The sequence below is a fragment of the Kitasatospora sp. GAS204B genome, assembly GCF_029892155.1.
Classification (GTDB): domain Bacteria; phylum Actinomycetota; class Actinomycetes; order Streptomycetales; family Streptomycetaceae; genus Kitasatospora.
Genome location: NZ_JARZAG010000019.1, coordinates 1 through 23,886, shown reverse-complemented (window position 1 = coordinate 23,886; position 23,886 = coordinate 1). Strand labels below are relative to the sequence as shown.

The 23,886-nt window shown below is 70.3% G+C and carries 21 protein-coding genes; 6 read left to right on the top strand and 15 right to left on the bottom strand.

What is annotated here, in order from left to right; all coding sequences use genetic code 11:
- Positions 1-165 precede the first annotated feature (165 nt).
- Positions 166-1,914, top strand: a complete 1,749-nt coding sequence (locus tag P3T41_RS24110) for a hypothetical protein (RefSeq protein ID WP_280692186.1) — start codon at positions 166-168, stop codon at positions 1,912-1,914.
- Between the two features lie 86 nt (positions 1,915-2,000).
- Here P3T41_RS24110 and P3T41_RS24105 read toward each other — a convergent pair whose 3' ends face one another.
- Genes P3T41_RS24105 through rfbB form a run of 6 tightly spaced genes read right to left on the bottom strand, consistent with a single transcriptional unit; the run spans position 2,001 to position 7,244 of the window.
- Positions 2,001-2,909, bottom strand: coding sequence for a glycosyltransferase family 2 protein (locus P3T41_RS24105; protein WP_280692185.1), 909 nt, complete (start codon positions 2,907-2,909; stop codon positions 2,001-2,003).
- A gap of 4 nt (positions 2,910-2,913) precedes the next feature.
- The gene (locus P3T41_RS24100; protein WP_280692183.1) at positions 2,914-3,306 is read right to left on the bottom strand and encodes a DUF2304 domain-containing protein; all 393 of its coding nucleotides are present in this window, start codon (positions 3,304-3,306) and stop codon (positions 2,914-2,916) included.
- Positions 3,303-3,992, bottom strand: a complete 690-nt coding sequence (locus tag P3T41_RS24095) for a glycosyltransferase family 2 protein (RefSeq protein WP_280692181.1) — start codon at positions 3,990-3,992, stop codon at positions 3,303-3,305. The genes P3T41_RS24100 and P3T41_RS24095 overlap by 4 nt, the downstream gene beginning before the upstream one ends.
- A gap of 29 nt (positions 3,993-4,021) precedes the next feature.
- Entirely contained in the window at positions 4,022-5,332 is a 1,311-nt protein-coding gene (locus P3T41_RS24090) for a hypothetical protein (RefSeq protein WP_280692179.1), read from the bottom strand.
- Positions 5,329-6,270 carry a dTDP-4-dehydrorhamnose reductase gene (rfbD, locus tag P3T41_RS24085; RefSeq protein WP_280692177.1) on the bottom strand — a complete coding sequence of 314 codons (942 nt, stop codon included), beginning with the start codon at positions 6,268-6,270 and terminating at the stop codon, positions 5,329-5,331. Before rfbD ends, P3T41_RS24090 begins: the two co-directional genes overlap by 4 nt.
- Positions 6,267-7,244 carry a dTDP-glucose 4,6-dehydratase gene (gene rfbB, locus P3T41_RS24080; protein WP_280692175.1) on the bottom strand — a complete coding sequence of 326 codons (978 nt, stop codon included), beginning with the start codon at positions 7,242-7,244 and terminating at the stop codon, positions 6,267-6,269. Before rfbB ends, rfbD begins: the two co-directional genes overlap by 4 nt.
- Before the next feature lie 80 nt (positions 7,245-7,324).
- Between rfbB and rfbA the strand changes: the two genes are divergently transcribed.
- Together rfbA and rfbC are read left to right on the top strand one after the other, a co-directional pair.
- Positions 7,325-8,200, top strand: coding sequence for a glucose-1-phosphate thymidylyltransferase RfbA (gene rfbA, locus P3T41_RS24075; RefSeq protein WP_280692173.1), 876 nt, complete (start codon positions 7,325-7,327; stop codon positions 8,198-8,200).
- Between the two features lie 2 nt (positions 8,201-8,202).
- Positions 8,203-8,796 (top strand): dTDP-4-dehydrorhamnose 3,5-epimerase, encoded by a 594-nt coding sequence (gene rfbC, locus P3T41_RS24070; protein WP_280692459.1) that lies wholly within the window; start codon positions 8,203-8,205, stop codon positions 8,794-8,796.
- 105 nt (positions 8,797-8,901) lie between these two features.
- On the opposite strand, the gene P3T41_RS24065 is transcribed toward rfbC, so the two are convergent.
- From P3T41_RS24065 to P3T41_RS24040, 6 genes are all read right to left on the bottom strand, one after another.
- The gene (locus P3T41_RS24065; RefSeq protein ID WP_280692172.1) at positions 8,902-10,932 is read right to left on the bottom strand and encodes a hypothetical protein; all 2,031 of its coding nucleotides are present in this window, start codon (positions 10,930-10,932) and stop codon (positions 8,902-8,904) included.
- A 249-nt stretch (positions 10,933-11,181) separates the two neighbouring features.
- A complete protein-coding gene (tuf, locus tag P3T41_RS24060; protein ID WP_280692170.1) occupies positions 11,182-12,375 on the bottom strand; it encodes an elongation factor Tu in 1,194 nt (397 codons plus the stop codon).
- 194 nt (positions 12,376-12,569) lie between these two features.
- Complete coding sequence (gene fusA, locus P3T41_RS24055; protein ID WP_280692168.1) at positions 12,570-14,675, bottom strand: elongation factor G; 2,106 nt, start codon at positions 14,673-14,675, stop codon at positions 12,570-12,572.
- Positions 14,676-14,714: 39 nt separating this feature from the next.
- Positions 14,715-15,185: a 30S ribosomal protein S7 gene (gene rpsG / locus P3T41_RS24050; RefSeq protein WP_035848142.1), complete on the bottom strand. Its 471-nt coding sequence runs from the start codon at positions 15,183-15,185 to the stop codon at positions 14,715-14,717.
- Positions 15,186-15,187: 2 nt separating this feature from the next.
- Entirely contained in the window at positions 15,188-15,559 is a 372-nt protein-coding gene (gene rpsL / locus P3T41_RS24045) for a 30S ribosomal protein S12 (RefSeq protein ID WP_014144289.1), read from the bottom strand.
- Positions 15,560-15,940: 381 nt separating this feature from the next.
- Positions 15,941-16,528, bottom strand: a complete 588-nt coding sequence (locus tag P3T41_RS24040) for a DUF1707 and DUF4190 domain-containing protein (RefSeq protein ID WP_348533693.1) — start codon at positions 16,526-16,528, stop codon at positions 15,941-15,943.
- A 102-nt stretch (positions 16,529-16,630) separates the two neighbouring features.
- On the opposite strand from P3T41_RS24040, the gene P3T41_RS24035 reads away from it, so the two are divergent.
- Entirely contained in the window at positions 16,631-17,929 is a 1,299-nt protein-coding gene (locus tag P3T41_RS24035; RefSeq protein ID WP_280692165.1) for a DUF2786 domain-containing protein, read from the top strand.
- A 7-nt stretch (positions 17,930-17,936) separates the two neighbouring features.
- Here the strand turns inward: P3T41_RS24035 and P3T41_RS24030 are convergent, their stop codons facing one another.
- Genes P3T41_RS24030 through P3T41_RS24020 form a run of 3 tightly spaced genes read right to left on the bottom strand, consistent with a single transcriptional unit; the run spans position 17,937 to position 20,850 of the window.
- On the bottom strand, positions 17,937-18,929 hold the full coding sequence (locus P3T41_RS24030; protein ID WP_280692163.1) for an ADP-ribosylglycohydrolase family protein: 993 nt from the start codon (positions 18,927-18,929) through the stop codon (positions 17,937-17,939).
- The gene (locus tag P3T41_RS24025; protein ID WP_280692162.1) at positions 18,926-20,131 is read right to left on the bottom strand and encodes a cytochrome P450; all 1,206 of its coding nucleotides are present in this window, start codon (positions 20,129-20,131) and stop codon (positions 18,926-18,928) included. The genes P3T41_RS24030 and P3T41_RS24025 overlap by 4 nt, the downstream gene beginning before the upstream one ends.
- Positions 20,128-20,850, bottom strand: coding sequence for a Sir2 family NAD-dependent protein deacetylase (locus P3T41_RS24020; protein ID WP_280692160.1), 723 nt, complete (start codon positions 20,848-20,850; stop codon positions 20,128-20,130). Before P3T41_RS24020 ends, P3T41_RS24025 begins: the two co-directional genes overlap by 4 nt.
- 125 nt (positions 20,851-20,975) lie before the next feature.
- Between P3T41_RS24020 and P3T41_RS24015 the strand changes: the two genes are divergently transcribed.
- Entirely contained in the window at positions 20,976-22,040 is a 1,065-nt protein-coding gene (locus P3T41_RS24015; RefSeq protein ID WP_280692158.1) for a MoxR family ATPase, read from the top strand.
- Positions 22,037-23,800: a hypothetical protein gene (locus tag P3T41_RS24010; RefSeq protein WP_280692156.1), complete on the top strand. Its 1,764-nt coding sequence runs from the start codon at positions 22,037-22,039 to the stop codon at positions 23,798-23,800. Before P3T41_RS24015 ends, P3T41_RS24010 begins: the two co-directional genes overlap by 4 nt.
- Positions 23,801-23,886: the final 86 nt, after the last annotated feature.

Here is a 23,886-nt window from a genome sequence, read left to right as displayed (position 1 = left end):
TGGGTCCAGTGCCCGTGCGGATGCGGTCGGGCGTTCGCACGCAACCGACGGTGGCACCCACCACGTCCCTCTGGTCCGGAGCCCCGAGCCCGTAGTGGTGGACTCAAACCAGGGTCTCGACACAATCACCGTGACGCACCTTCCGCTCATCGACAGGATCCTGAAGTGACGATCAGCTCAGCTCCTACCAACCTGGCACGTAGAACCAGGCATCGCGTCTCAGGAGCCGAACTCCCGCTGGACCGGACGTCCGGACTGTCGCTCGCCACCGAGGGCCTGGTGGCCACCACTGCCGCACTGCTGATGACGTGGCTCGCGAGCTTCGTGACGATCGATCCGGTCTCCCGGGTCGGCCAGGTGAGCGGGCTCGCCGCCCTGCAGCTGCGGCTGCTGCTCCTGCTCGGGGTGGTCCTGCTGATCGCGATGCCCGCGATGCGCCGCTGGCCGATGGCACCGCTGCGGCTCGCGTCGGCCGCTCTGGCCGGCCTGTGCACCGGGGTGACGGCGGCGGGGGTCGCGCTGGCCCTGCACGGCACCAACGCGCCACTCTACGGACTGACGGGCGACTCGGGAGCCCTTCAGGCCTGGGCGCAGGCGATCATCGACGGCAAGCCGCTGGACCCCGCCTACCCGCCACTGTTCCCGCACCTGGTCGCCTGGGTCGCGCAGATCTTCACCGGTGATGACGTCGGCCACGCGCTGAAGCTGCTGGGGCTGGTCTTCACCGCCATGATCGGGCCGGTGGCCTACCTGTCCTGGCGCCTGCTCCTCCCGCCGCTCTGGGCCCTGGGGATCGGCGTCACGGCCGCGCTCCCGCTGGTGCAGCCGTACAAGCCGTACACCAACATCGTGCTGGTGGCCCTCGTCCCCTTGCTCGGCAAGCTGCTCCAGCTGGTCCTGCGCTCCGAGGTGATCCGCCGCAAGCACGCCGCGGTGCTCGGCGGCGCGCTCGGCCTGGTGCTCGGCGGGCTCTTCCTCCTCTACTCGGGGTGGTTCGTCTGGTCCGCGCTGGGTGTCGGCGCGCTGACGCTGGCGATGCTGGTCCGGCTGGTGCGCAGCGGGGGCGGGCGGGCGCTGGTGACCGCACTGATCGGACTGGGCTCGACGCTCGCCGCCTTCCTCCTGGTCGCCGGAACGTACGCCGTCCAGCTGTTCACCGCGGCGGGGTCGACCGTCGACCGGTACTGCTACTTCGACACCCTCACCGAGCCGACCTATGTCGCGATGTGGCGCGACGACCTGCCCGGCTCGGACGCGCTCGGTTCCTGGCCGCCGCCCGGTGAGCTCGGCGGTGTCGGCGTCTTCAGCATCCTGCTGATCGTCGGTGCCGGCGTCGCGCTGGCGCTCGGGGTGCGGCATGCCGGTGTGCTGGCCGCCGCTGCCTGCACGGCCAGCGCGCTGGTCATGCGCTACTGGTTCGCCTCGCACATGGAACACGACCAGGCGGTCATGCTCTACCCGAGGACCAGTGCCCAGCTCCTGTACTGCCTGCTGGTCCTCACCGGGCTCGCCGCCTACCTGGCCGTCGGCCGGTACGCGGGGCGGGCCTCGGCACCGGATGCCGCGCAGGGTGCGGGGTGGCACCTGGGAGCCGCCGTGCGACGGCCGGTCGCCCTCGGGACGCTGTGCGCACTGGGCCTGCTGTACGGCATGGCCGGTTCCGCCACCGCCAGCAAGTACATGCCGGAGGACCCGAACCGCGACAGTGCCGGGATGCTCGCCTGGATCGCACAGAGCACCGCGGACGCGCACGGCCACTGCTCTCGGTACGCCCCGGGCGGCACGTGCACCAGCAGCCCGGGCGACCTGAGCACCCTGCTGCAGAAGCGGCAGGCCCCGGACGTCCTGTCCTGTTCGGGTGGGAACCCGTATCCGCTGAAGTCGGCCACCGAGCCCAGCCGGCTCGGGGGTTGATCCTCTGCTGAGCCGTTGCCCTGAAGGCCGACTGCCCCCGCCGGACGAGTCCGGCGGGGGCAGTCGGCCTTCAGGGCAACAATCGATCAGGCGTCCTGGCGCCGTCCCGCGGTGAGTGCGTGCCGGGCCATCAGCTTGGCCCCGTCGGCCCGGCCGGCACGAAGCGCCCCGGGCAGCATGGTCAGCGCGTGCAGCCGGGACGCGCTGTGGAAACGCGCCGCACGGGCCGCCTTGGGCCAGCCACGGGCGTCCAACCGGTCGGCGACCGCGGAGAAGTACCGCTCCGCCTCGGTGAAGCGCGTGCCGGAAAAGGCCTGCACGGACGACTCGCTGACAGCGTGGCGCCGGTACCGGAACACCGTGGTGCTCTCGTCGATCACCATCTGCTCGCCCAGTTCCAGCAGGTCGACCACCAGGGCGAGGTCCTGGATGACCGAGTAGTCGTCCCGGAAGTTGACCGCGCGCAGCGCCTCACCACGCCAGCAGATGGACGGGAAGTACAGCCAGTTGCCCCGAAGCACACTGGCCGCCAGTTCCTCTCCGGCCATCACCCGGCGCCCGTTGACCTTGGGCGCGTACAGCCGACGCTTGGTCTGGTCCGCCAGTCCGGAGGTGACGACTCCGTTCCCGTCGATCACCTCGACACCCGGCTGGACCATGCCCGCCTCGGGGTGCTCCTCCAGGATCGCCCTGACGGTCTGCAGGTAGTGCGGGTGCAGCAGATCGTCGCAGCCCATGATGACCACGTGATCCGCCTGCGAGAGCTGGACGCACTTCTGGAAGTTCTTGGTGATGCCGAGGTTCTGCTCGTTGCGCAGGTAGTGGACCCGCTCGTCGCCCAGCTGCTCGAACCAACCCGGTACCTCGGGCTCCCGACCGTCGTCGACGACGACCAGCCGGAAGTCGGGATCCGTCTGGGCCAGGACGCTTCGCACCGCGTCCTGCATCAGCCGCACGTCCCCGTAGTACGGGAGCATGAAGTCGAAGCCAGCCACCGGATCAGGCCTTCACAGACTCGGAGGATTCCAGCACCTCGGGCGCGAGGCGCTCGTCATTGCTGCGGACGCCCTCGCTGATCGCCACCGTCCGGGCCAGGTCGGTCAGCTTCTTCTCCAGCGAGCGGAAGCGCAGGAACGTGTTGAGCGTCAGGAAGCCCATCCCCAGCACCATGACGTAGAGCACCAGGTCGGTGCCGCGACCGACGCCGAGTTGCTTGGCGAACCAGGTGACATCGGTCGGTCGCAGTACCGCGTAGATGTTGACCAGGACGAAGAACGAGAAGGCTATGCGCTTCCAGGCACGGGTGTTCGCCCGGTCCCAGCGCCGTATGAACATCAGGGCCAGCGACAGCGAGCCCACGATGAGGACCAGCTGGATCCAGAAGTACTTCATCGGCGGCCACGCTCCCGAAGCGAGATGTCGAAGAGGATGTTGACGCCGTTGATCAGGGACTGACCCTTGGCGCGGGAGTACTCGGTGTACAGGATGTCGACCGGGACTTCGGCGACCTTCAGCTCGGAGCCGGCCAGGAAGCCGACGATCTCGGAGGCGTGAGCCATGCCGTTCATCGTTATCTGCAGCCGCCCGGCCGCCTCACGGTTGAGCACGCGCAGGCCGTTGTGGGCATCGGTCAGCTTCAGCTTGCGAGCGGTCGGGCTGACCGCCGCGGCCGTGCGCAGCACGACCCGCTTGATCCACGGCACCTGGCCGTTCTGCTCGATGAACCGGGAGCCGAGCACCACGTCCACCTCGCTGGTGCGCAGCAGCTCGACCATCTTCTCGACGTCCGCCGTCTGGTGCTGACCGTCAGCGTCGAACGTGGCGAAGTACTGAGCGGTCGGCTGCTCCAAGGCGTACTTCAGCCCGGTCTGGAGGGCAGCGCCCTGGCCCAGGTTGACCGGGTGGCGAACAAGGTGCGCCCCGGTCTGCGCGACGTGCTTCGCGGTGTCGTCCGAGCTGCCGTCGTCGACGACGACGATATTGGGGAACGTCTTGCGCGCCGCCTCTACCACGTCGGCGATCACCTGGCCCTCGTTGTAGGCCGGTATCACCAGCCAGGTGTCGTGGTAATCGTTCACTGCTTCTCCGAGGTGGGAAAGGGGCGGCGTCATGCGTTTTCCAGCGTTGAGGCCGCGGCGCTGCCATGAGTCAGTGGGTCGGACGGCTGCCGGGAAATGCCTCGGACAAGCGTCAGAAGCATGAAGATAGCGGTCACCAGTGAACCGAACGCATACGCTACCTCAACCCTGGTGGCCACCGGACCGGGAACAAGGGTCACCCCCGCGAGCACCGCGGTGCCCAGCAGCCAGGCGGTCATCTGCCGGCTGTGCCGCCCGAGCGCCAGCAGCGCCTGGCCGAGCACCATCGCCAGCATGTAGCACATGGTTCCGATCGAGAACCAGAAGAAGTCCATCGCCCCGAGCAGGTCCTTGGCCCCCATGAGCACCGAGGTCACCCACGGACCGGCGACGACGGCGCCGAGGGTGCCGAGCAGGCCCAGGCCGCCGATGACCGCGCAGGTCTGCAGCAGCATCTTGCGGAATCCCGCGCGGTCACCCGCTGTCGCGGTGCTGGACAGGCCGGTCATCAGTGTCGGCTGCAGCGAGCCGAAGACGAAGAGCGGGACCCGGCAGAGCATTCCGGCGGTCAGCAGCGCGAAGCTCAGGTCCTTGTCGACGGTGACCAGCGCGGTGGTGATCACGGCCGCGTTGACGACGAGCTGGGCCAGCACGGAGGCGCAGATCATCATCGTCATGTTCTGGAAGAGTTCACCCCACGGCATCGTCGGGCCGGGACGGCAGCCGCGCAGCGTGGTCGGCAGGGTGCACACCATCGCCACCAGCGGGGCTATCGCCAGCACCAGGCCGTACTCCACCGCCGAGGTGCTGCCGGCCAGGTAGAGCCCCCCGGCGAGCAGGATCCGCAGCAGGCCGTCCAGGCCCAGCGAGACGCCGTAGGCGTTGAACAGGCCGAGCCCGGCCAGGATGCCGCGGGTCAGGTAGACCAGCGCCATCCCGGCCAGTGCGGCGCCGAGGACCCAGACCAGCGAGCGGTCATGGCCGAAGAAGGTGTCCGCCAGCGGACCGGCCGCCGCCGCCAGCACCGCGCCGATCACCACGAGCAGACCCAGCGTGAGCAGCGCGGCCCGGCGCAGCACCGGGGCGACGCCCTCGCCGCGGACGGCGCGCGCGGCGACCACGCGGGTGAGTTCCTGCTCGATGGGGAAGAAGAGCCCCAGGCTGACGGTCATGACCAGCGTCCAGAGCTCGGCCAGAGCCTGCTTGGGGTCACCGGTGAAGGCGTGGCCGGTGATCGAGGTCTGGACGTAGGAGGCCGCCCCGAGGATCATCGTGCCGCCGATGACCAGGTGCGTCCCGGGCGGGATCACCTTGAGCAGCTTCGCCAGCGGGTTGCTCATCCCTGGCTCGGCGCGTGGGTCGGGGCCTGGAGGGCCGCCTGGCCGAGGGCCTGGAAGCCGGGACGCGTCAGCGCCTCGGCCAGGCTCCGGTCCCAGGTGGGCATGGGCTCCAGGCCCGCCTGAGCCCAGCGCTCGTGCGCCAGCACGCTGAACGCCGGCCGGACCGCCGGGCGGACGAACGCCGCCGAGTCGGTCTGCCGGATCCGCTCGGGGTCAAGTCCGGTCAGCCGGTACGCCTCGCGAGCCAGTCCGAACCAGGTGGTACGGCCGGTGGAGGTGCCGTGGTAGACGCCGGCCGGCGCGCGGCCGGCCAGGGCGGCGTGGCCCAGCGCGACCAACTGCGCGGCGAGCGCCCGGGACCAGGTCGGCTGGCCGTGCTGGTCGTCCACCACGTCCAGGGTCTCCCGCTGGGTGGCGGCCTTCAGCATGGTGGCCACGAAGTTGGGGCCGTGCTCGCCGTACAACCAGGCGGTCCGCACGATGTAGCCGTGCTCCGGGAGCAGCTGGGTCACGGCCTGCTCGCCGACCAGCTTGGAGCGGCCGTAGGCGTTGACCGGGCCGGTCGGCGCGGTCTCGGCGTACGGCTCGGTGGCATCCCCGGGCAGCACGTAGTCGGTCGAGACGTGCAGCAGCCGTGCGCCGACCGTGGCGCAGGCCTCCGCGAGGTTCCGGACGCCGCTGCCGTTGACTGCTGTGGCAGCCTCCTCGGCGCTCTCCGCGGCGTCGACGTTCGTCCACGCCGCGCAGTTGACGACCACGTCGTGGCCCGCGACCGCGCTCAGCACGGCCGCCGGGTCGGTGATGTCGAGATCGGCCCGGCCGAGGGCGGTGACCTTGACGGTGGGGTCGCCGGCGAGCTCGGCCAGTACGTCCTGGCCGAGCATCCCAGCAGCACCCGTGACCAGCCAGCTGGTGGTGCCCGAGGAGTTCGCGGTCACTTCTGCAGGGCTGCCTTCGTCTTGAGCGGCTCCCACCACGCGCGGTTGTCGCGGTACCAGGCGATGGTGGCCGCCAGGCCGTCCTCGAAGCGCACCTGCGGGGCGTAGCCGAGCTCGTTGCCGATCTTGCTGATGTCGATCGAGTAGCGCAGGTCGTGGCCCTTGCGGTCGGCCACCTGCTCCACCATGTCCCAGCCGGCGCCGGCCGCGTCCAGCAGCAGGCCGGTCAGCTCCTTGTTGGTGACCTCGGTGCCGCCGCCGATGTTGTAGACCTCGCCGGCGCGGCCGCCGCGCATCACCAGGTCGATGCCGCGGCAGTGGTCCGAGACGTGCAGCCAGTCGCGGATGTTGCCGCCGTCGCCGTACAGCGGCACCTTCATGCCGTCGATCAGGTTGGTGGTGAACAGCGGGATGACCTTCTCCGGGAACTGGTAGTGCCCGTAGTTGTTGGAGCAGCGGGTCACCACCACGTCCATCCGGTGGGTGCGGTGGTACGCGAGCGCCAGCAGGTCGGAGGACGCCTTGGACGCGGAGTACGGGGAGTTGGGCTCCAGCGGCCACTCCTCGGTCCAGGAGCCTTCGCTGATCGAGCCGTACACCTCGTCGGTGGAGACGTGCACGAAGCGGCCGACGCCGTGCTTGCGAGCGGCGTCCAGCAGCACCTGGGTGCCGACCACGTTGGTCATCACGAAGGGGCCCGCACCGGCGATCGAACGGTCGACATGCGACTCGGCGGCGAAGTGCACGACCACGTCGTGGCCGGCCATCGCCCGGTCGACGGCGTCGGCATCACAGATGTCGCCCTTGACGAAGGCGTAACCCGGGAGGTCCGCGACCGGCGCGAGGTTGGCCTCGACCCCGGAGTAGGTCAGCTTGTCGAAGACCGTGATCTGGGCAGTGGCGTCCGCACCCAACTGCTGGCGGACGAACTCAGAACCGATGAAACCGGCACCGCCGGTCACGAAGATGCGCATAATACGATGAGTCTAGCGGCCCTCCCCAGGTGCCCCCACCCGGACCTCGGTGCCCTCGCGTTCTCGCATATGGTGCACCCATGCGTGGAATCCTCTTGGCCGGCGGGACCGGATCACGACTCTGGCCGCTGACTCGGGCAGTGTCGAAGCAACTACTGCCCGTCTTCGACAAGCCGATGATCTATTACCCGCTCTCCACCCTGGTGATGGCGGGGATCAGCGAGATCCTGATCATTACAACGCCCGCCGACCGGGACCAGTTCGAGCGACTGCTCGGCGACGGCTCGCAGTTCGGCCTGCGTCTGGAATACGCCGTGCAGGAACGCCCCGAGGGCATCGCCCAGGCCTTCGTGCTGGGCGCCGACTTCATCGGCGACGAGCCCGTTGCCCTGATCCTCGGCGACAACATCTTCCACGGCAGCGGGCTCGGCACCCGGCTCGCGGAGCACACCGACGCCAAGGGCGGCCGGGTCTTCGCGTACCCGGTCGCGGACCCGACCGCGTACGGCGTGGTGGAGTTCGACGAGAACGGCCAGGCCATCTCGATCGAGGAGAAGCCGGCCGTCCCCAAGTCCCGCTACGCGGTGCCGGGTCTGTACTTCTACGACAACCGGGTCATCGAGATCGCCCGCGGCCTGAAGCCCAGCGCCCGCGGCGAACTGGAGATCACGGCCGTCAACGACGCCTACCTGCGCGACGGCGAACTCCAGGTCACGATCCTGGACCGCGGTACTGCCTGGCTGGACACCGGCACCTTCGTCTCGATGGTGCAGGCCTCGGAGTTCGTCCGGGTGATCGAGGAACGCCAGGGCCTGAAGATCGGCTGCATCGAGGAGACCTCCTGGCGGGCCGGGCTGATCAGTGACGAGCAGTTGCGCGGGCTCGCCGAGCCGCTGCTGAAGAGCGGCTACGGCCAGTACCTGCTCCGCCTGCTGGACGAGGAGACCGCACGGTGAAGATCCGCGAGTTGAGCATCGAGGGCAGCTTCGAGATCACGCCGCAACTGCACGGCGACCCGCGCGGCCTGTTCACCGAGTGGTACCGCTTCGACCGGCTCGCCGAGGTCGTCGGCCACCCGCTGAAGCTCGCGCAGGCCAACCTCTCGGTCTCCTCGCGCGGGGTGGTGCGCGGCATCCACTTCGCCGATGTGCCGCCCGGCCAGGCCAAGTACGTGACGTGCGTCCGCGGTGCGGTACTCGACGTCATCGTGGACCTGCGGGTCGGCTCGCCGACGTTCGGTCGCTGGGAGGGCGTCCGGCTGGACGATGTGGAGCGCCGCGCGGTCTACCTCTCCGAGGGTCTCGGCCACGGCTTCTGCGCGCTGACCGACGACGCCACGCTGTCCTACCTCTGCTCGGAGGCGTACAACCCCACCGGCGAGCACGCCGTCCACCCGCTCGACCCGGAGCTGGGCATCGAGTGGCCGGCCGAGGTGCCGCAGCTCTCGGCCCGCGACGAGGCCGCACCCTCGCTGGCGGAAGCAATCGCCACCGGCCTCCTGCCGGACTACGCCGCCTGCCAGAGCTACTACGAGAGCCTGCACACCGTCTGAGCCGTCCGGCCACCACGCCGGCCCCGGTTGCCCGGATCGCCCCGCCGCTCAGCGGCGGGGCGATCGGCGTTCCACCGTGCCGCCGACGGCGGCAACGGCCAGCCGTCAGCTGTCGCCGGGGAAGGTCCGGTCCCAGGGCTCGGTCCACAGGCTCTGCGGTTCGTATACGACGGTGGCCCGCACCCCGACGGCCGCGAGGTCGTGCCGGATGCGGTCGCCGGTGCCCTGGTCGGCCACCAGGATGGTGGGTGCCGCGCCGACCTTGGCGATGGCGTCCTTCAGGTGCGCCATGGAGTTCTGGTATTCCGACTCCTGCCCCGCCGGGCCGCCGATGTTCACCCAGTGGGTCTCGTACAGCGCCGCCAGGTCACCGCCGCGCCGGTTCAGCAGTTCGGCGATCCAGGTGGCCTTCAGGTTCTTGTAGGAGTCGTTCGAGTAGAGCACGATCACCGGTCCGGTCGTACCGGGCGGCGGCTGCAGGGCCGCGACGCCCCGTGGGCCCATGTCGGTCGCGTAATCGCCGTGGCTCCACTTGACCAGCGCCGTCGCGGACCACGCACTCGGACTGTTCTTCGTGCTGAGCAGCCCCCACTGCACACCGGCGAAGAACGTGAACGCGGCCGCCACGGTGAGCACCGCGACCAGAGCGTTGGTCAGCAGGGCGAAGACCGTGCGGCGCCGCTGGCCGGGAATCCGCAGCAGTGTGCCGACGCTCCCCAGGGCCAGCAGGCCGACGACGATGCCGCCATGGGCCATCTTCTCGAAGTAGTACGCGTAGTAGCCGATGGTGTGCAGCTGCCACCACGCGAAGGCGCCCACGACCGCGACCGTACCGAGCACCATGGTCAGGTACGCCTGCCCGACCGCGGTACGCCGACTCTTGCGCGGCACCGCCGCCACCAGCGCCAGCAGCGCCGAGCCGATCAGCAACGTGCGGTCGACACCGACCGACGGGCCGTTCATGTTGGAGGTGCTCGCCACGTCCAGCTTGGCGAACACCGAGACCAGGCTCGGCAGCGCGGCGATGCCCAGCCCGGCGGCCTGCCCGGTGTACAGCAGCCAGCGCCGCTTGGCGAACTTCTTGCGGTGCGCCACCGTGGTGCCGACCAGCACGATCCCGGCGATCGCGGCGTAGATGTTGTACGAGTAGGTGACCGCGACCATGCCGGCCACCGAGACCAGCAGGAACTCGGCGCTGCCCATCGCGGGGCGGACCAGCAGCGCCACCGTGAGCGCCAGGAAGAGCAGCCCGATGATCTGCGAGTCGAAGCCGTGCACCAGCAGGGCGACATCACTGCCGGCCAGCACCAGAGCCGAGATGACCGCGCAGACCGCGGTGCAGCGCCAGCCGCGCAGCCGCGGCCCACCGATCCAGCGGGCTCCCCACACCAGCGCGGCGCAGAGCAGCGCGTAACTTGCCAGGACGTAGAGGAAGTACCGGTTCATGACCGCGAGTTCGGCACCCGGGGCAGCCGAGGAGTGGACCAGCGTGTCCAGCCAGGCCAGCAGGAAGTGCGACCCCTGCGGGTAGACGACCTCGGCCGGGGGCATGAGATATCCCTGAGCGGCGTGCTGGTGCAGGAAGTTGAAGCCACCGACCTGCTGGATCGCGGTGAAATAGGAGAAGTGTCCCAGCCGGTCCTCGGCGGACGCGAAGTAGCCGATCCGATCGGCGGCCGACAGGCCGGCCAGGGGGTGGTAGAGGAGGTAGCCCGCGGCGGCCGCGGTCCCGACCACCAGCAGGTCCGAGCCGCGCACCCGCCACGGCAGCCGCGGGCGGCGGCGACCGGCCCAACCGAGCACGCTGACCGTGCTGAACAGCACCCCGCTGGTGGCCACCGGGGCCAGGCCCCAGGGCCAGAGCGAGAAGAGCAGCCCGAACACGAGCACCCAACCGGCCGTGATCAGGCCGGCCGCCATCAGCCGGTCCAGCAGGACACCGCCGACCTTGATCACCGAGGCCACCGCGAGCAGCAGCAGCGGCAGGAGCACGATGTCCAGCCGGACGGCGGTCAGTAGCGCCGGTACCACCCAGGAGGCGACGAGGCAGCCGCCCAGGACCGGCAGGCTGCGGCGTCTTCGCGGTCCCGCGCCGGGCGATCTTCGCCGGCCGCGACGCGGCGGCTCACCGGGCATGGCTCTATCGAGCGTGGAAGGCATGGCAGACACCGTGGTGCCCCTTCAATCGAGTCCTTGTTCACGCATCCCCCCTACACAGGACACGATCTGCTGCACCCCGTGATCCCTCGATCCTCACAACGCAGCTTCAATAACCAAACCATATGGAGAAAGCGTGTACGAAAGAGGGGCCCCTCAACACCTCACGGTGTCGAGGGGCCCCTCTGGCAGGCTGCCCGTGGTATGAGCAGGCCCTAACGCATCAGATCACTTGTTGATCTTGGTGACCTGGCCGGCGCCGACGGTACGACCACCCTCACGGATGGCGAACTTGAGGCCCTCCTCCATGGCGATCGGCTGGATCAGCACGACCGTCATGGCGGTGTTGTCGCCCGGCATGACCATCTCGGTGCCCTCGGGGAGGGTCACGACGCCGGTCACGTCCGTGGTACGGAAGTAGAACTGCGGGCGGTAGTTGTTGAAGAAGGGGGTGTGACGGCCACCCTCGTCCTTCGACAGGATGTAGGACTGCGCCTCGAACTCGGTGTGCGGGGTGACGGTGCCCGGCTTGATGATGACCTGGCCGCGCTCGACGTCCTCGCGCTTGATGCCACGGAGGAGCAGACCGACGTTCTCACCGGCCTGGCCCTCGTCGAGCAGCTTGCGGAACATCTCGATGCCGGTGACCGTGGTGGTGGTCTTGGTCTCCTTGATGCCGATGATGTCGACAGTCTCGTTGACCTTGAGGATGCCACGCTCGATACGACCGGTGACGACGGTGCCACGACCGGTGATCGTGAAGACGTCCTCGATCGGCATCAGGAACGGCTGGTCGGTGAGGCGAGCCGGGGTCGGGATGGCCTCGTCGACCGCGTGCATGAGGCCGAGGAGCTTCTCGCCCCACTCCTTGTCGCCCTCCAGCGCCTTCAGCGCGGAGACGCGGACGACCGGCAGGTCGTCGCCCGGGAACTCGTACTCGGAGAGGAGCTCACGGACCTCGAGCTCGACGAGCTCCAGGATCTCCTCGTCGTCCACCATGTCGGCCTTGTTCAGGGCGACGACGATGTAGGGGACGCCGACCTGGCGGGCCAGGAGCACGTGCTCCTTGGTCTGCGGCATCGGACCGTCGGTGGCGGCGACGACGAGGATCGCGCCGTCCATCTGAGCCGCACCGGTGATCATGTTCTTGATGTAGTCCGCGTGACCGGGGCAGTCGACGTGGGCGTAGTGACGCGCCTCGGTCTGGTACTCGACGTGCGCGATCGAGATGGTGATACCGCGCTGCCGCTCCTCCGGCGCCTTGTCGATCTGGTCGAACGGCGTGAAGGGGTTGATGTCCGGGTACGCGTCGTGCAGCACCTTGGTGATGGCCGCGGTAAGGGTCGTCTTACCGTGGTCAATGTGACCAATGGTGCCGATGTTGACGTGGGGCTTCGTCCGCTCGAACTTCGCCTTCGCCACTTCAGTCCTCCTGAGGACAGTTCTGTACGCCGTACGACGTCAGTTGGTCTTTGATCGGGTTGTGGTACGGAGTGCTGGTTGCACTCCATGCCGTCCCGCGGATAGGGGCTGGAGGCGCCGGCGGGGTCGGGTCGACCCCGCCGGGTTTGCCTCCATTAAGCCTAAGGGTTGTGATTCGTCCCGATTGCGGGACGTCACTCGCCCTTGGACTTGGCGATGATGTCGTCCGCCACGTTCCGCGGAACCTCGGCGTACGAGTCGAACTGCATCGAGTAGCTCGCGCGACCAGAGGTCTTGCTGCGCAGGTCACCGACGTAGCCGAACATCTCGGAGAGCGGCACCAGCGCGTTGACCACGCGGGCACCGTGACGCTCGTCCATGGACCGGATCTGGCCACGACGAGAGTTGATGTCGCCGATGACCTCACCCATGTAGTCCTCGGGCGTGGTCACCTCCACGGCCATCATCGGCTCCAGCAGGGCCGGACCGGCCTTGCGGGCGCCTTCCTTGAAGGCCATCGAGCCGGCGATCTTGAACGCGAGCTCGGAGGAGTCGACGTCGTGCGCGGCACCGTCGAGCAGGGTCACGCGGACACCCTGAAGCGGGTAGCCGGCGAGCACACCGAACTCCATGGCCTCCTGGCAACCGGCGTCAACCGACGGGATGTACTCCCGCGGCACGCGGCCACCGGTGACCTTGTTGACGAACTCGTAGCCCTCGCCGGACTCCAGAGGCTCGATCGCGATCTGGATCTTGGCGAACTGGCCGGAGCCACCGGTCTGCTTCTTGTGCGTGTAGTCGATCCGCTCGACGGCCTTGCGGATCGTCTCGCGGTAGGCCACCTGCGGCTTGCCGACGTTGGCCTCGACCTTGAACTCACGGCGCATACGGTCGACCAGCACCTCGAGGTGCAGCTCGCCCATACCCGCGATGATGGTCTGGCCGGTCTCCTCGTCCGTGTTGACCTGGAAGGAGGGGTCCTCCTCCGCGAGACGCTGGATGGCGACACCCAGCTTCTCCTGGTCGCCCTTGGACTTGGGCTCGATGGCGACGCGGATAACCGGGGCCGGGAAGTCCATGGACTCCAGGATGACCGGGTTCTTCTCGTCGCTCAGCGTCTCACCGGTGGTGGTCTGCTTGAGACCCATCACGGCGATGATGTCGCCGGCGCCCACCGACTCGATCTCCTCACGCTTGTTCGCGTGCATGCGGTAGATCTTGCCGATGCGCTCCTTCTTGCCCTTGACGGAGTTCAGCACCGAGGTGCCGGACTCCAGGCGGCCCGAGTAGACCCGGACGAAGGTGAGCTTGCCGAGGTGCGGGTCCGACATGATCTTGAACGCGAGCGCGGCGAGCGGCTCGTCGTCCGAGGCCTTGCGGATGATCTTCGTCTCGGGGTCGTTCGGCTTCGTGCCCTCGATGCCCGTGATGTCGAGCGGCGACGGCAGGTACTTCACGACCGCGTCGAGCAGGGGCTGGACGCCCTTGTTCTTGAACGCGGAGCCACAGAAGATCGGCGTGAAGTCCGAGTTCAGCGTGCCCTTGCGGATCGCGGCGACCAGCAGCTCCTCGGGGATGTCCTCGCCCTCGAGGGCGAGCTCCATCACCTCGTCGCTGGTGTTCGACACGGTGTCGATCATCTGCTCGCGGTACTCCGCAGCCTTCTCGGCCAGGTCGGCCGGGATCTCGACGGTGTCGTACATCTCGCCCTTGGGGGCGTCCGCGGACCAGACCAGGGCCTTCATCTTCACCAGGTCGACGACACCGGCGAAGTCGCCCTCGGCGCCGATCGGCAGCTGCATGACCAGCGGGGTCGCGCCGAGGCGGTCCACGATGGTCTGCACGCAGAAGTAGAAGTCGGCACCCGTGCGGTCCAGCTTGTTGATGAAGCAGATGCGCGGGACGCCGTAGCGGTCAGCCTGCCGCCACACGGTCTCGGACTGGGGCTCGACACCGGCGACGCCGTCGAACACCGTCACGCCACCGTCGAGCACGCGCAGCGAACGCTCCACCTCGACGGTGAAGTCGACGTGGCCCGGGGTGTCGATGATGTTGATGGTGTGGTCGGAGTCGTCGAGGGTCCAGTGACAGGTCGTCGCGGCCGACGTGATCGTGATGCCGCGCTCCTGCTCCTGCTCCATCCAGTCCATGGTGGCAGCGCCATCGTGGACCTCACCGATCTTGTACGAGACACCGGTGTAGAACAGGATCCGCTCGGTGGTGGTGGTCTTGCCCGCGTCGATGTGCGCCATGATCCCGATGTTGCGGACCTTGGCGAGGTCAAGGGAGGTTGCAGCCATTGTGGCTCGTTCTCTCTCTGTCTAGTGACGGGGTTCGGACTACCAGCGGTAGTGCGCGAAGGCCTTGTTGGACTCGGCCATCTTGTGGGTGTCCTCGCGACGCTTCACGGAAGCGCCCAGGCCGTTGGAGGCGTCGAGGATCTCGTTCATCAGGCGCTCGGTCATGGTCTTCTCGCGACGGGCGCGGGAGTAGCCGACCATCCAGCGCAGCGCCAGGGTGCTGGCACGGCCCGGACGGACCTCGACCGGCACCTGGTAGGTGGCGCCACCGACGCGGCGGGACTTGACCTCGAGGGCCGGCTTGACGTTCTCCAGCGCGCGCTTCAGCGTCACGACGGGGTCGGAGCCGGTCTTCTCGCGGACGCCCTCGAGGGCGCCGTAGACGATCCGCTCGGCGGTGGAGCGCTTGCCGTGCAGCAGGATCTTGTTGACCAGCGACGTCACCAGCGGGGAGCCGTAAACCGGGTCGATGATGACCGGGCGCTTCGGGGCGGGGCCCTTACGAGGCATTCTTACTTCTCCTTCTTGGCGCCGTAGCGGCTGCGGGCCTGCTTGCGGTTCTTGACACCCTGGGTGTCGAGCGAGCCGCGGATGATCTTGTAGCGGACACCAGGAAGGTCCTTCACACGACCGCCGCGCACGAGCACGATGGAGTGCTCCTGCAGGTTGTGGCCCTCGCCGGGGATGTAAGCGGTGACCTCGATCCCGCTGGTGAGGCGCACACGGGCGACCTTACGAAGCGCCGAGTTCGGCTTCTTCGGGGTGGTCGTGTACACACGCGTGCAGACGCCGCGGCGCTGGGGCGAGCCCTTCAGCGCGGGCGTCTTGTTCTTCTCGACCTTGTCCTGCCGGCCCTTTCGGACCAGCTGCTGGATCGTAGGCACCGTTTCTCCGTTTTCTGTGTGCCAAGGCTGGGTGAAACTAACCTGCGGTGTTCCCAGCTCACGCCGACCCACGAGGTCGGGTGTGTTGGGCTACTTCCGGCTCGCTCGGCGAGTTGAGGAAGATCGCGGAATCCATGGTGCTCTGTGCAGCGACGGCGCCGGTACGCGAGTGGCGCGGCGGCCGGTGTGCTTGCACGCACAAGGACCCGGGGACACCCCAGGCACAAGGTCAGAGCGTACCTAGCGCATCGGGCGCGGTCAAAACAAATGGAACTTGGCTGGTCGTGGCGGGAATCGTGGCATCCTCCGGACCCCGTCCCGACCCGTCTCATCCGCTATAGCACAGCGCCGGGTCGGCGGCGACCCGGACGGGGCGCGCCGTCACGGGTGACTGAGCGCACCCAGCACCGCCACGAACAGGGCCAGGCTCCAGCCGGCCAGCGAGAGGTAGCCGACCACCAGGCCGAAGGTCGCCATGCCGTCGCCGCCCTCCTCGGAGCGGCGGATCTGCTGGCGGGCCATGTGGCCGGTGATCACGGCCGGCAGTCCCAGGGCGCCGAACGAGGGCACGCAGAGCAGGCCGAACACCAGGGAGGCGATGGCCACGCCGTTGTTGCGGGCCTGGCGGGTCGGCGGCAGGAAGGTGGCCGGCACCGGCGGGCCGAGCGGCACCGCTGAGGGGCCGGGCATCGGGCCGGGCATCGGGCCGGACGGCAGGTCGGCGACCAGCTGGGCCAGCTGGCCGTACGTCTGGGCCTGGTTCGCCAGGTCGAAGCGCGCGGAGTACTCGTCGGCACTCAGCCGGCCCTCGGCGTAGGCGGCCTTCAGCACGTCGACGGTGCGGTCCCGGTCGGTGTGGGCGGCGCGCATCGCCGCATACCCGGGGTGCTGCCCGGCGGGCTGCCAGCCGCCACCCTGCGGCCGGTCAGGACGGCCTCCCGCAGACGGCCACGGCTGCACATCACCCATCCGGCTCTCCTCCCGTGATGCCTCTCCCAACCCTGTGGACGAACCAGGGCGGCCAAGGGTTCCACCATCATCGCGCCGAGACCCGCACGGCGCTGCGGCATCATGGGCTCGGTGGACGAAGAGCAGAAGAGCATCGACGAGTTGCTGGAACACGCGCTCCAGACGGTGCTGGCCGCGCCGGACCGGCGGCTGGACGAGGTGGTGGACGGCGCTGCCTCGCTGCTGGCCGCCTCCGCGGAGCGCTGGCCGGCGATGAGCCGGGGCCTGCTGCTGCTCACCGACCGCTCTCTCGGCGGGCTCTGGGCCCGCGGCTGGCGCCCCGCCGACCTGGCCAGGCTGGTCCGCCGGGACCTGACCCCGGTCCACCAGACGCTGCTGGTCGACCTGGTCGCCGCCGAGGCGCGCCGCTACTCCCCGGCCGCGCTGGACCGGCGCTGGCAGGAGCAACTGCGCGAGCTGGCGGCCGCCGTCTGGTGGGCCGGCGACGAGCGGTTCCTGCCCGGCTTCGCCGAGCGGCACCGGCTGGACCGGTTCGCGCTGGCCACCGCCGTGTTCGAACTGCTGCGGCTGCTCGGCCGGCTGCCGGTGCTCGCGCCGGTCGGTCCGGTGCCCGGCTCCCGGCCGGTGGAGCACCGGGCGGCCGTCCCGGTGCCGGGCGAGCCGCGGATGCTGTCCCGGATCCGGGCGCTGCTGGCCAAGGCGGAGTCCACCGAGTACCCGCAGGAGGCCGAGGCGCTGACCGAGAAGGCGCAGCAGTTGATGGCCCAGCACAGCATCGACGAGGCGCTGCTGGCCGCCGGTCAGGCCCGCGACGACCTGCCGGGCGCGGTGCGGATCGGGGTGGAGAACCCGTACGAGGGACCGAAGGCGATGCTGCTGGACGCGGTGGCGGCGGCCAACCGCTGCCGGGTGGTCTGGGCGAAGGAGTTCGGTTTCTGCACGGTGGTCGGCTTCGACTCCGACCTGGACGCCGTCGAACTGCTGTACACCTCGCTGCTGGTCCAGGCGACCGCCGCGATGAACCAGTCGGGCAGCAAGCAGCACCTGGGCGGGGCCTCCCGCACCCGGGCGTTCCGGCAGTCGTTCCTGGTCTCCTACGCGGCACGGATCCGCGAACGGTTGACCGAGGCCACCGAGCGGACCACCCGGGAGGCGGCCGCCGGGCGGCACCTGCGCGAGGACGGCACCGCCGAACAACTGCTGCCGGACGAGCGGCTGCTGCCCGCGCTGGCCGCCCGCGAGGAGGCGGTCTCCTCCGCCACCGACCGGATGTTCCCCAAGCTCACCTCGCAGCGGGTGCGGGTGAGCGACGGCGAGGGCTGGGCCGCGGGCCGCGCCGCCGCGGACCGGGCCGCGCTGCACGGGCGGGCTCGGGTGGAGCGGGGGCGCGGCAAGCGGTAGGAGCCTGCTAATCCCAGAAGGCGCCGAGGGCCAGCAGCTCGTCGCGGTGCTCGATCCGCTCCACCCACTCGGCCGGCCAGGCGGCCGCGCCGACGTAGGCACCCGCGAAGGCGCCGGCCAGGCAGGCGATGGAGTCGGAGTCGCCGGAGGAGTAGGCGGCCCGGCGCACCGCGGTGACCGGGTCGTCGGGGAAGAGCAGGAAGCAGAGCAGGCCGGTGGCCAGTGCTTCCTCGGCGATCCAGCCCGCGCCGGTGGCCAGGCACGGGTCGCTCTCCCGGTCGGGGGCGGCCAGCGCGGCGTCCAGCCGGTCGAGCACCTCCAGGCACTCGTCCCAGCCGCGCGCGATGAAGTCCTCGGGCAAGCGGTCGTCGGCGCGGGCGGCCAGGTCGCCGAGCCAGTACGACTCGTAGCGGGTGCGGTTGGCGAGCGCGAAGCGGCGCAGTTCGGCCGGCAGTTGCTCAGGCGCCCAGCCCTCGATCAGCAGCCGGACCGTGTGGGCGGTCAGGCTGCTGGCGGCCAGCCCGGTCGGGTGGCCGTGGGTCAGGGCGGCCTGGAGCTGGGCGGCACCGGACAGCTGATCGGCCGTCAACGAGCGGATCAGGCCGATCGGGGCCACCCGCATGTTGGCGCCGCACCCCTTGGAACCCATCTGGCTGGACACCTGCCAGGGGCGGCCCGGGTGCCGTTGCAGCTCCCGGCAGGCGCGCATGCAGGTCAGGCCGGGTGCCCGGTTGTTGTCGGGCGCGTGGCACCAGGCGACGAACTCGTCGGTCAGCTGCTCGGCGAAGGGCTGCGGGGCCAGCTCGCCGGTCAGCCGGACGGCGCGGGCGACCGCGAGCGTCATCTGGGTGTCGTCGGTGATCAACGCCGGGGTGGGCAGCGGCAGACGGCGCCAGTCGGGGTCCGTGGCGGCGAGCTGGGCGATGGTGCGGAACTCGGTCGGATAGCCCATGGCATCGCCGATGGCCAGGCCGAGCAGGGCTCCGGTGGCTCGCTTCACGTGGTCACCAGCAATTCGTCCAGGCCGCGGATCACGTATCCGGGCTGCCAGGTGGGTTCGCTCAGCAGCGCCAGGCCGGGCGCGCGGCGGAGCAACGCGCCGTAGGACTCGGTGAGTTCGAGGCGGGCCAGCGGAGCGCCGAGGCAGAAGTGGATGCCGGCACCGAAGCTGAGGTGCGGATTCTCGGTGCGGGTCACGTCGAGGCGCTCGGGCTCGGCGAAGCGCTCGGGGTCGCGGTTGGCCGAGCCAAAGAGCAGGGCCAGCTCGGCACCGCGCGGGATCGTGCTGCCGTACAGCTCGATGTCCTCCAGGACCCAGCGCTCGAACATCTGCAGCGGGGTGTCATAGCGCATCAACTCCTCGATGGTGGTGGGGAGATGACGGTCGACGTCGGAGCGCAGCAGGGCCAGCTGGTCGGGGTTGCGGAAGAGCGCCCACCAGCCGTTGCCGGTGGTGTTGACGGTCGCCTCGTGGCCGGCGTTGAGCAGCAGCACGCAGGTGGAGACCATCTCCTGCTCGCTCAGCCGGTCACCCTCCTCCTGGGCGGCGATCAGGGCGGAGATCAGGTCGGGGCCCGGGTTGGCCCGGCGCTCGCGGATCAGCTCGCGCAGGAAGTCGGAGAATTCGACGCTGGCGTCCACCGCCTTCCGCGCGGCCTCCGGCGTCGGATTCAGCTCGAACATCCCGGTGATCGCCGCCGACCAGGGCCGCAGCAGGTCCCGGTCGGCCGCGGGCACCCCGAGCATCTCGGCGATCACCGCGACCGGCAGCGGCTCGGCGACGGCGGAGATCAGATCGCCGCCGCCCTCCTTCAGCAGCCCGGTGACCAGCTCGTCGGCCAGCGCGGCCACGGTCGGCCGCAGCGCCTCGACCATCCGCGGCGTGAACGCCTTGGCGACCAGCCGCCGGATCCGGGTGTGGTCGGGCGCCTCCAGATCGAGCAGCCCGTTGCCGTTGAGCGTGTGGAAGGGCTCGTGCGCCGGGTCGGGCGGCTGCTGCCCGAACTCTTCGTGGCTGAACCGGTGGGTGTAGCTGCGGCCGAGGCGCCGGTCGCGCAGCAGCGCGCTGACGTCCCGGTGGCGGGAGACGAGCCACTGCCCGGTCGGCTCGTGGAAGACCACCGGGGTCCGCTCGCGCAGCTGCGCGTACACGTCGTACGGGTGCGCGATGAACTCCGCTGACCAGGGATCGAAGTGCGTCACCCGGCCAGCCTAGCGACCAGCGCGGGCAGGGCGGTGGAGATCGGCTCCCGGATCACCTCCGCCGCCGGCTCGTCGTACGGGGTCGGCTCGCCGTTGACCACGATCAGCCGGGCGCCGTGCTCCAGCGCGATCCGCGGCAGGGCGGCCGCCGGGTGGACCTGCAGCGAGCTGCCGACCGCGATGAACACGTCGCAGGCCTTGGCGATCGCGTCGGCCTGCGCCAGCACCACCGGGTCCAGCCTCTCGCCGAACATCACGGTGGCCGGCTTGAGGATGCCGCCGCAGTGCGGGCAGGCGGGGTCCGGCTCACCGGCCGTGACCCGGGCCAGCGCCTCGGTCATCTCGCCGTAGCGCCGGCACGCCACGCACTGGGTGCGCCGCACGGTGCCGTGCAGTTCGAGCACCTTGCGGTCGGGCAGCCCGGCCTTCTGGTGCAGGCCGTCGACGTTCTGGGTGAGCACCCGGACCGGCAGCTTCGCGGCCAGCTCGACCAGCGCGCGGTGCCCGGCGTTCGGCTCGGCGGCCAGCGCCCCGGTCTCCAGGCGCAGTTGCCAGGAGCGGCGGCGAATCTCGGGGTCGGCCAGGTAGGGGCCGATGGTCACCAGTTGCTGGGCCTGTGGGTCGCGCTGCCACAGGCCGTTCGGGCCGCGGTAGTCGGGGATGCCGGAGTCGGTGGAGATGCCGGCTCCGGTCAGGACGGCGACGAGCGTGCGGGTCATGCGACCGACAGTAGGCGCCCGCCGGGCGGGGCCGCACCCCGGTTTCAGCGGCGAAAAGCGGGTGCGCGGGCGGCCGGTGGCCCGGACACTGGTCGGACCGTCCGCCGAGCAGCAGAGGATCCCCCGTGCAGGGTGCTGTCACCGTATCCCCGTCCCAGGTACCCGAGTTGCTGCTCGGGCTGGCCACCGTGCGGCCGGTCTTCCTGTGGGGTGCGCCGGGGATCGGGAAGTCCTCGCTGGTGCGGGAGTTCGCCGACTCGCTCGGGCTCGAGTGCGTGAGCCTGATCGGCACCCAGCTGGCGCCGGAGGACCTGATCGGGGTCCCGCAGATCACCCCGCAGGGGCGCTCGCGGTTCTGCCCGCCGGAGGCCATCGCCCGCGACGAGCCGTACTGCCTCTTCCTGGACGAGCTCAACGCGGCCACGCCCGATGTGCAGAAGGCCTTCTACTCGCTGATCCTGGACCGCCGGATCGGCTCCTACGAGCTGCCGCCGGGCAGCATCGTGATCGGCGCGGGCAACCGGGCCACGGACGGCGCACTGGCCCGGCCGATGGCCTCCGCGCTGGTCAACCGGCTGGTCCACGTCCATCTGCGGGCCAGCGCCACGGACTGGCTGAGCTGGGCCGCGGGCAGCGGGATCCACCCCTGGGTGGTGGACTACCTGACGGACCGTCCGGACCACCTCTGGTCCGCGCCGCCGAAGTCCGAGGAACCGTTCTCCACCCCGCGCGCCTGGCACATGCTCTCCGACGCGCTGCACTCCTTCGGGCCGACCCTCGCCGAGGAGACGCTGAAGGTGGTGGCGAACGGGCTGCTGACGCCGCAGCACGCGGTGGCCTTCTGCGGCTACGCCAAGATCGTGCGGCACTCCTTCGGGCTGGACGCGATCCTCAAGGGCGAGGCCCGCTGGCCGCACCGGCTGGCGGACCGCGACCTGCTCTACTACCTGGCCGACGCCTTCCGCGGCCGCCTGGTCAAGGAGTTGCCCGCCAGGAAGGAGTACGCCTCCGACGCGCTGCGGCAGACCGCCTACCGGGCCAAGTCGCTGCTGGTGCAGCTGGCCGAGATCTCGGTCGAGGTGGCCCAGACGGTGATCGCGGACGGCCCGGACGGCAACCCGGTGCTGCCCGCCTGGTTCCTGATCGAGGCGGCCAGGGACATGCCCCGGCTGGTCGAGGCGCGACGGTGAGGCGCCCGCCGCGCCAGCCGGACGTCAAGGACCCGGCCGCCCTGGCGCTCGCCGAGGGGCTGGCGTTGCTGCGCCGCAACAGCGCCTTCGCCTCGCTCGACGTGAGCCTGTGCCGCAACCCCGACTGCCTGCCGCCGGGCGGCTGGGCGGTGGTCGACTCCAACGGCGTGCTGCACGTGGACGGCAACCGGCGCGCGGACCCGGCCGAGTGGGCCTGGGTGTTCGCACACTGCCTGCTGCACCTGGGCTTCGGGCACCTGGACGGCCCGCCGGAGCCGCCCGACGCCTGCCTGCGAGCCGCCCGCTGCCACGTGGTCAACCGCTTCCTGGCCACCTTCACGATCGGCCGCAGCCCGTTCGAGCTGCCCGGCGCGTACCTCGGCGGGGACGAGGAGGAGATGGCCGCCCGCTGGCGCCGGGACGGGCTGCCCGAGGTGGCGGGGACCGCCGGGACCGCGTCGGACCTCCGGCGGACCGGCAAGTACCAGCAGACGCCCGAGGACTGGACGGTGGCCTTCGCCGCCGCGCTGACCCGCACCATGTCGGCGGCGATGGACCTGGCCGGCGGCCGGCGCGAGGAGCTGACCGGAGCGCGGCTGCCGGAGCGGCCGTGGACCCGCGCGCTGAACTGGTTCATCTCCTCCTACCCGCTGCTCGGCGGCATCGCGGCCGGCCTCACCCTGGTCGCGGACGCCGAGTTGGCCCGGGCCCAGGGCATCGCGATCGCGGCCGTCAACGCCGAGGCCGGCGAGATCTACCTCAACCCGCTGCGCCACTACAGCGACGAGGAGTGGCGGTTCATCCTGGCCCACGAGATGCTGCACGCCGCGCTGCGGCACGGCGACCGGCGCGGGGCCCGCGACCCGTACCTGTTCAATGTCGCGGCCGACTATGTGATCAACGGCTGGCTGCTCGAGATGGGTGTCGGCGAGATGCCCGAAGGGCTGCTGCACGACCCGGAGTTGCGGGGCCTGTCGGCCGAGGAGGTGTACGACCGGATCGTCCGCGACCAGCGCCGGATCCGCCGCCTGGCCACCCTCGCGGGCAAGGGCCGCCCGGACGTGCTGGGCGCGCCGCTCGGCGAGCCGCGCGACTACGTCGACCTCGACGACTTCTACCGCCGTGGCCTGCAACAGGGGTTCGAGCTGCACCGGCGCGAGCGCGGGCTGCTGCCGGCCGGCCTGGAGGAGGAGATCCGCGCGCTGGCCCACCCGCCGCTGCCCTGGGACGCCCGCCTCGCCCGCTGGTTCGACGAGTTCGTCCCCTCGCCGCAGCCCGTGCGCAGCTACGCCCGCCCCTCGCGCCGGCAGGCCTCCTCCCCCGGCATCCCGCGCGCCGGACGGTACTTCCCGCCCGAGGAGGTGGCCCGCTGCACCTTCGGCGTGGTGCTCGACACCTCCGGGTCGATGGACCGCCGCCTGCTCGGCAAGGCACTCGGCGCGATCGCCTCCTACGCGGCCGCCCGGGACGTGCCGGCCGCCCGCGTGGTGTACTGCGACGCCGCCGCCTACGACGCCGGCTACCTGCCGCCGGAGCGGATCGCCGGCCGGCTGCGGGTGCGCGGTCGCGGCGGCACGCTGCTGCAGCCCGGGGTGGACCTGCTGGAGCGAGCCGAGGACTTCCCGCCCGGCGCGCCGATCCTGCTGATCACCGACGGCTACTGCGAGGTGCTGCGAGTGCGCCGCGAGCACGCCTTCCTGCTGCCGCCGGACGGCTCGCTGCCGTTCACCGCGCGGGGCCCGGTGTTCCGCGTCAGCTAGGAGCTGTCTGGGGTTTGGATCTCTTTGTGGTGCTGGCTGCTGGTAGAACTCGGGTGTGGCGCGTTTTGATGTGACGGATGCCGAGT

Bases quoted from the DNA above. Each gene is read 5' to 3' on its own strand.
- P3T41_RS24100 (WP_280692183.1), bottom strand. From the start codon at position 3,306: ATGAAGTACTTCTGGATCCAGCTGGTCCTCATCGTGGGCTCGCTGTCG.
- P3T41_RS24090 (WP_280692179.1), bottom strand. From the start codon at position 5,332: ATGAGCAACCCGCTGGCGAAGCTGCTCAAGGTGATCCCGCCCGGGACG.
- rfbB (WP_280692175.1), bottom strand. From the start codon at position 7,244: ATGCGCATCTTCGTGACCGGCGGTGCCGGTTTCATCGGTTCTGAGTTC.
- rfbA (WP_280692173.1), top strand. From the start codon at position 7,325: ATGCGTGGAATCCTCTTGGCCGGCGGGACCGGATCACGACTCTGGCCG.
- P3T41_RS24065 (WP_280692172.1), bottom strand. From the start codon at position 10,932: ATGCCCGGTGAGCCGCCGCGTCGCGGCCGGCGAAGATCGCCCGGCGCG.
- fusA (WP_280692168.1), bottom strand. From the start codon at position 14,675: ATGGCTGCAACCTCCCTTGACCTCGCCAAGGTCCGCAACATCGGGATC.
- rpsG (WP_035848142.1), bottom strand. From the start codon at position 15,185: ATGCCTCGTAAGGGCCCCGCCCCGAAGCGCCCGGTCATCATCGACCCG.
- P3T41_RS24040 (WP_348533693.1), bottom strand. From the start codon at position 16,528: ATGGGTGATGTGCAGCCGTGGCCGTCTGCGGGAGGCCGTCCTGACCGG.
- P3T41_RS24035 (WP_280692165.1), top strand. From the start codon at position 16,631: ATGGGCTCGGTGGACGAAGAGCAGAAGAGCATCGACGAGTTGCTGGAA.
- P3T41_RS24020 (WP_280692160.1), bottom strand. From the start codon at position 20,850: ATGACCCGCACGCTCGTCGCCGTCCTGACCGGAGCCGGCATCTCCACC.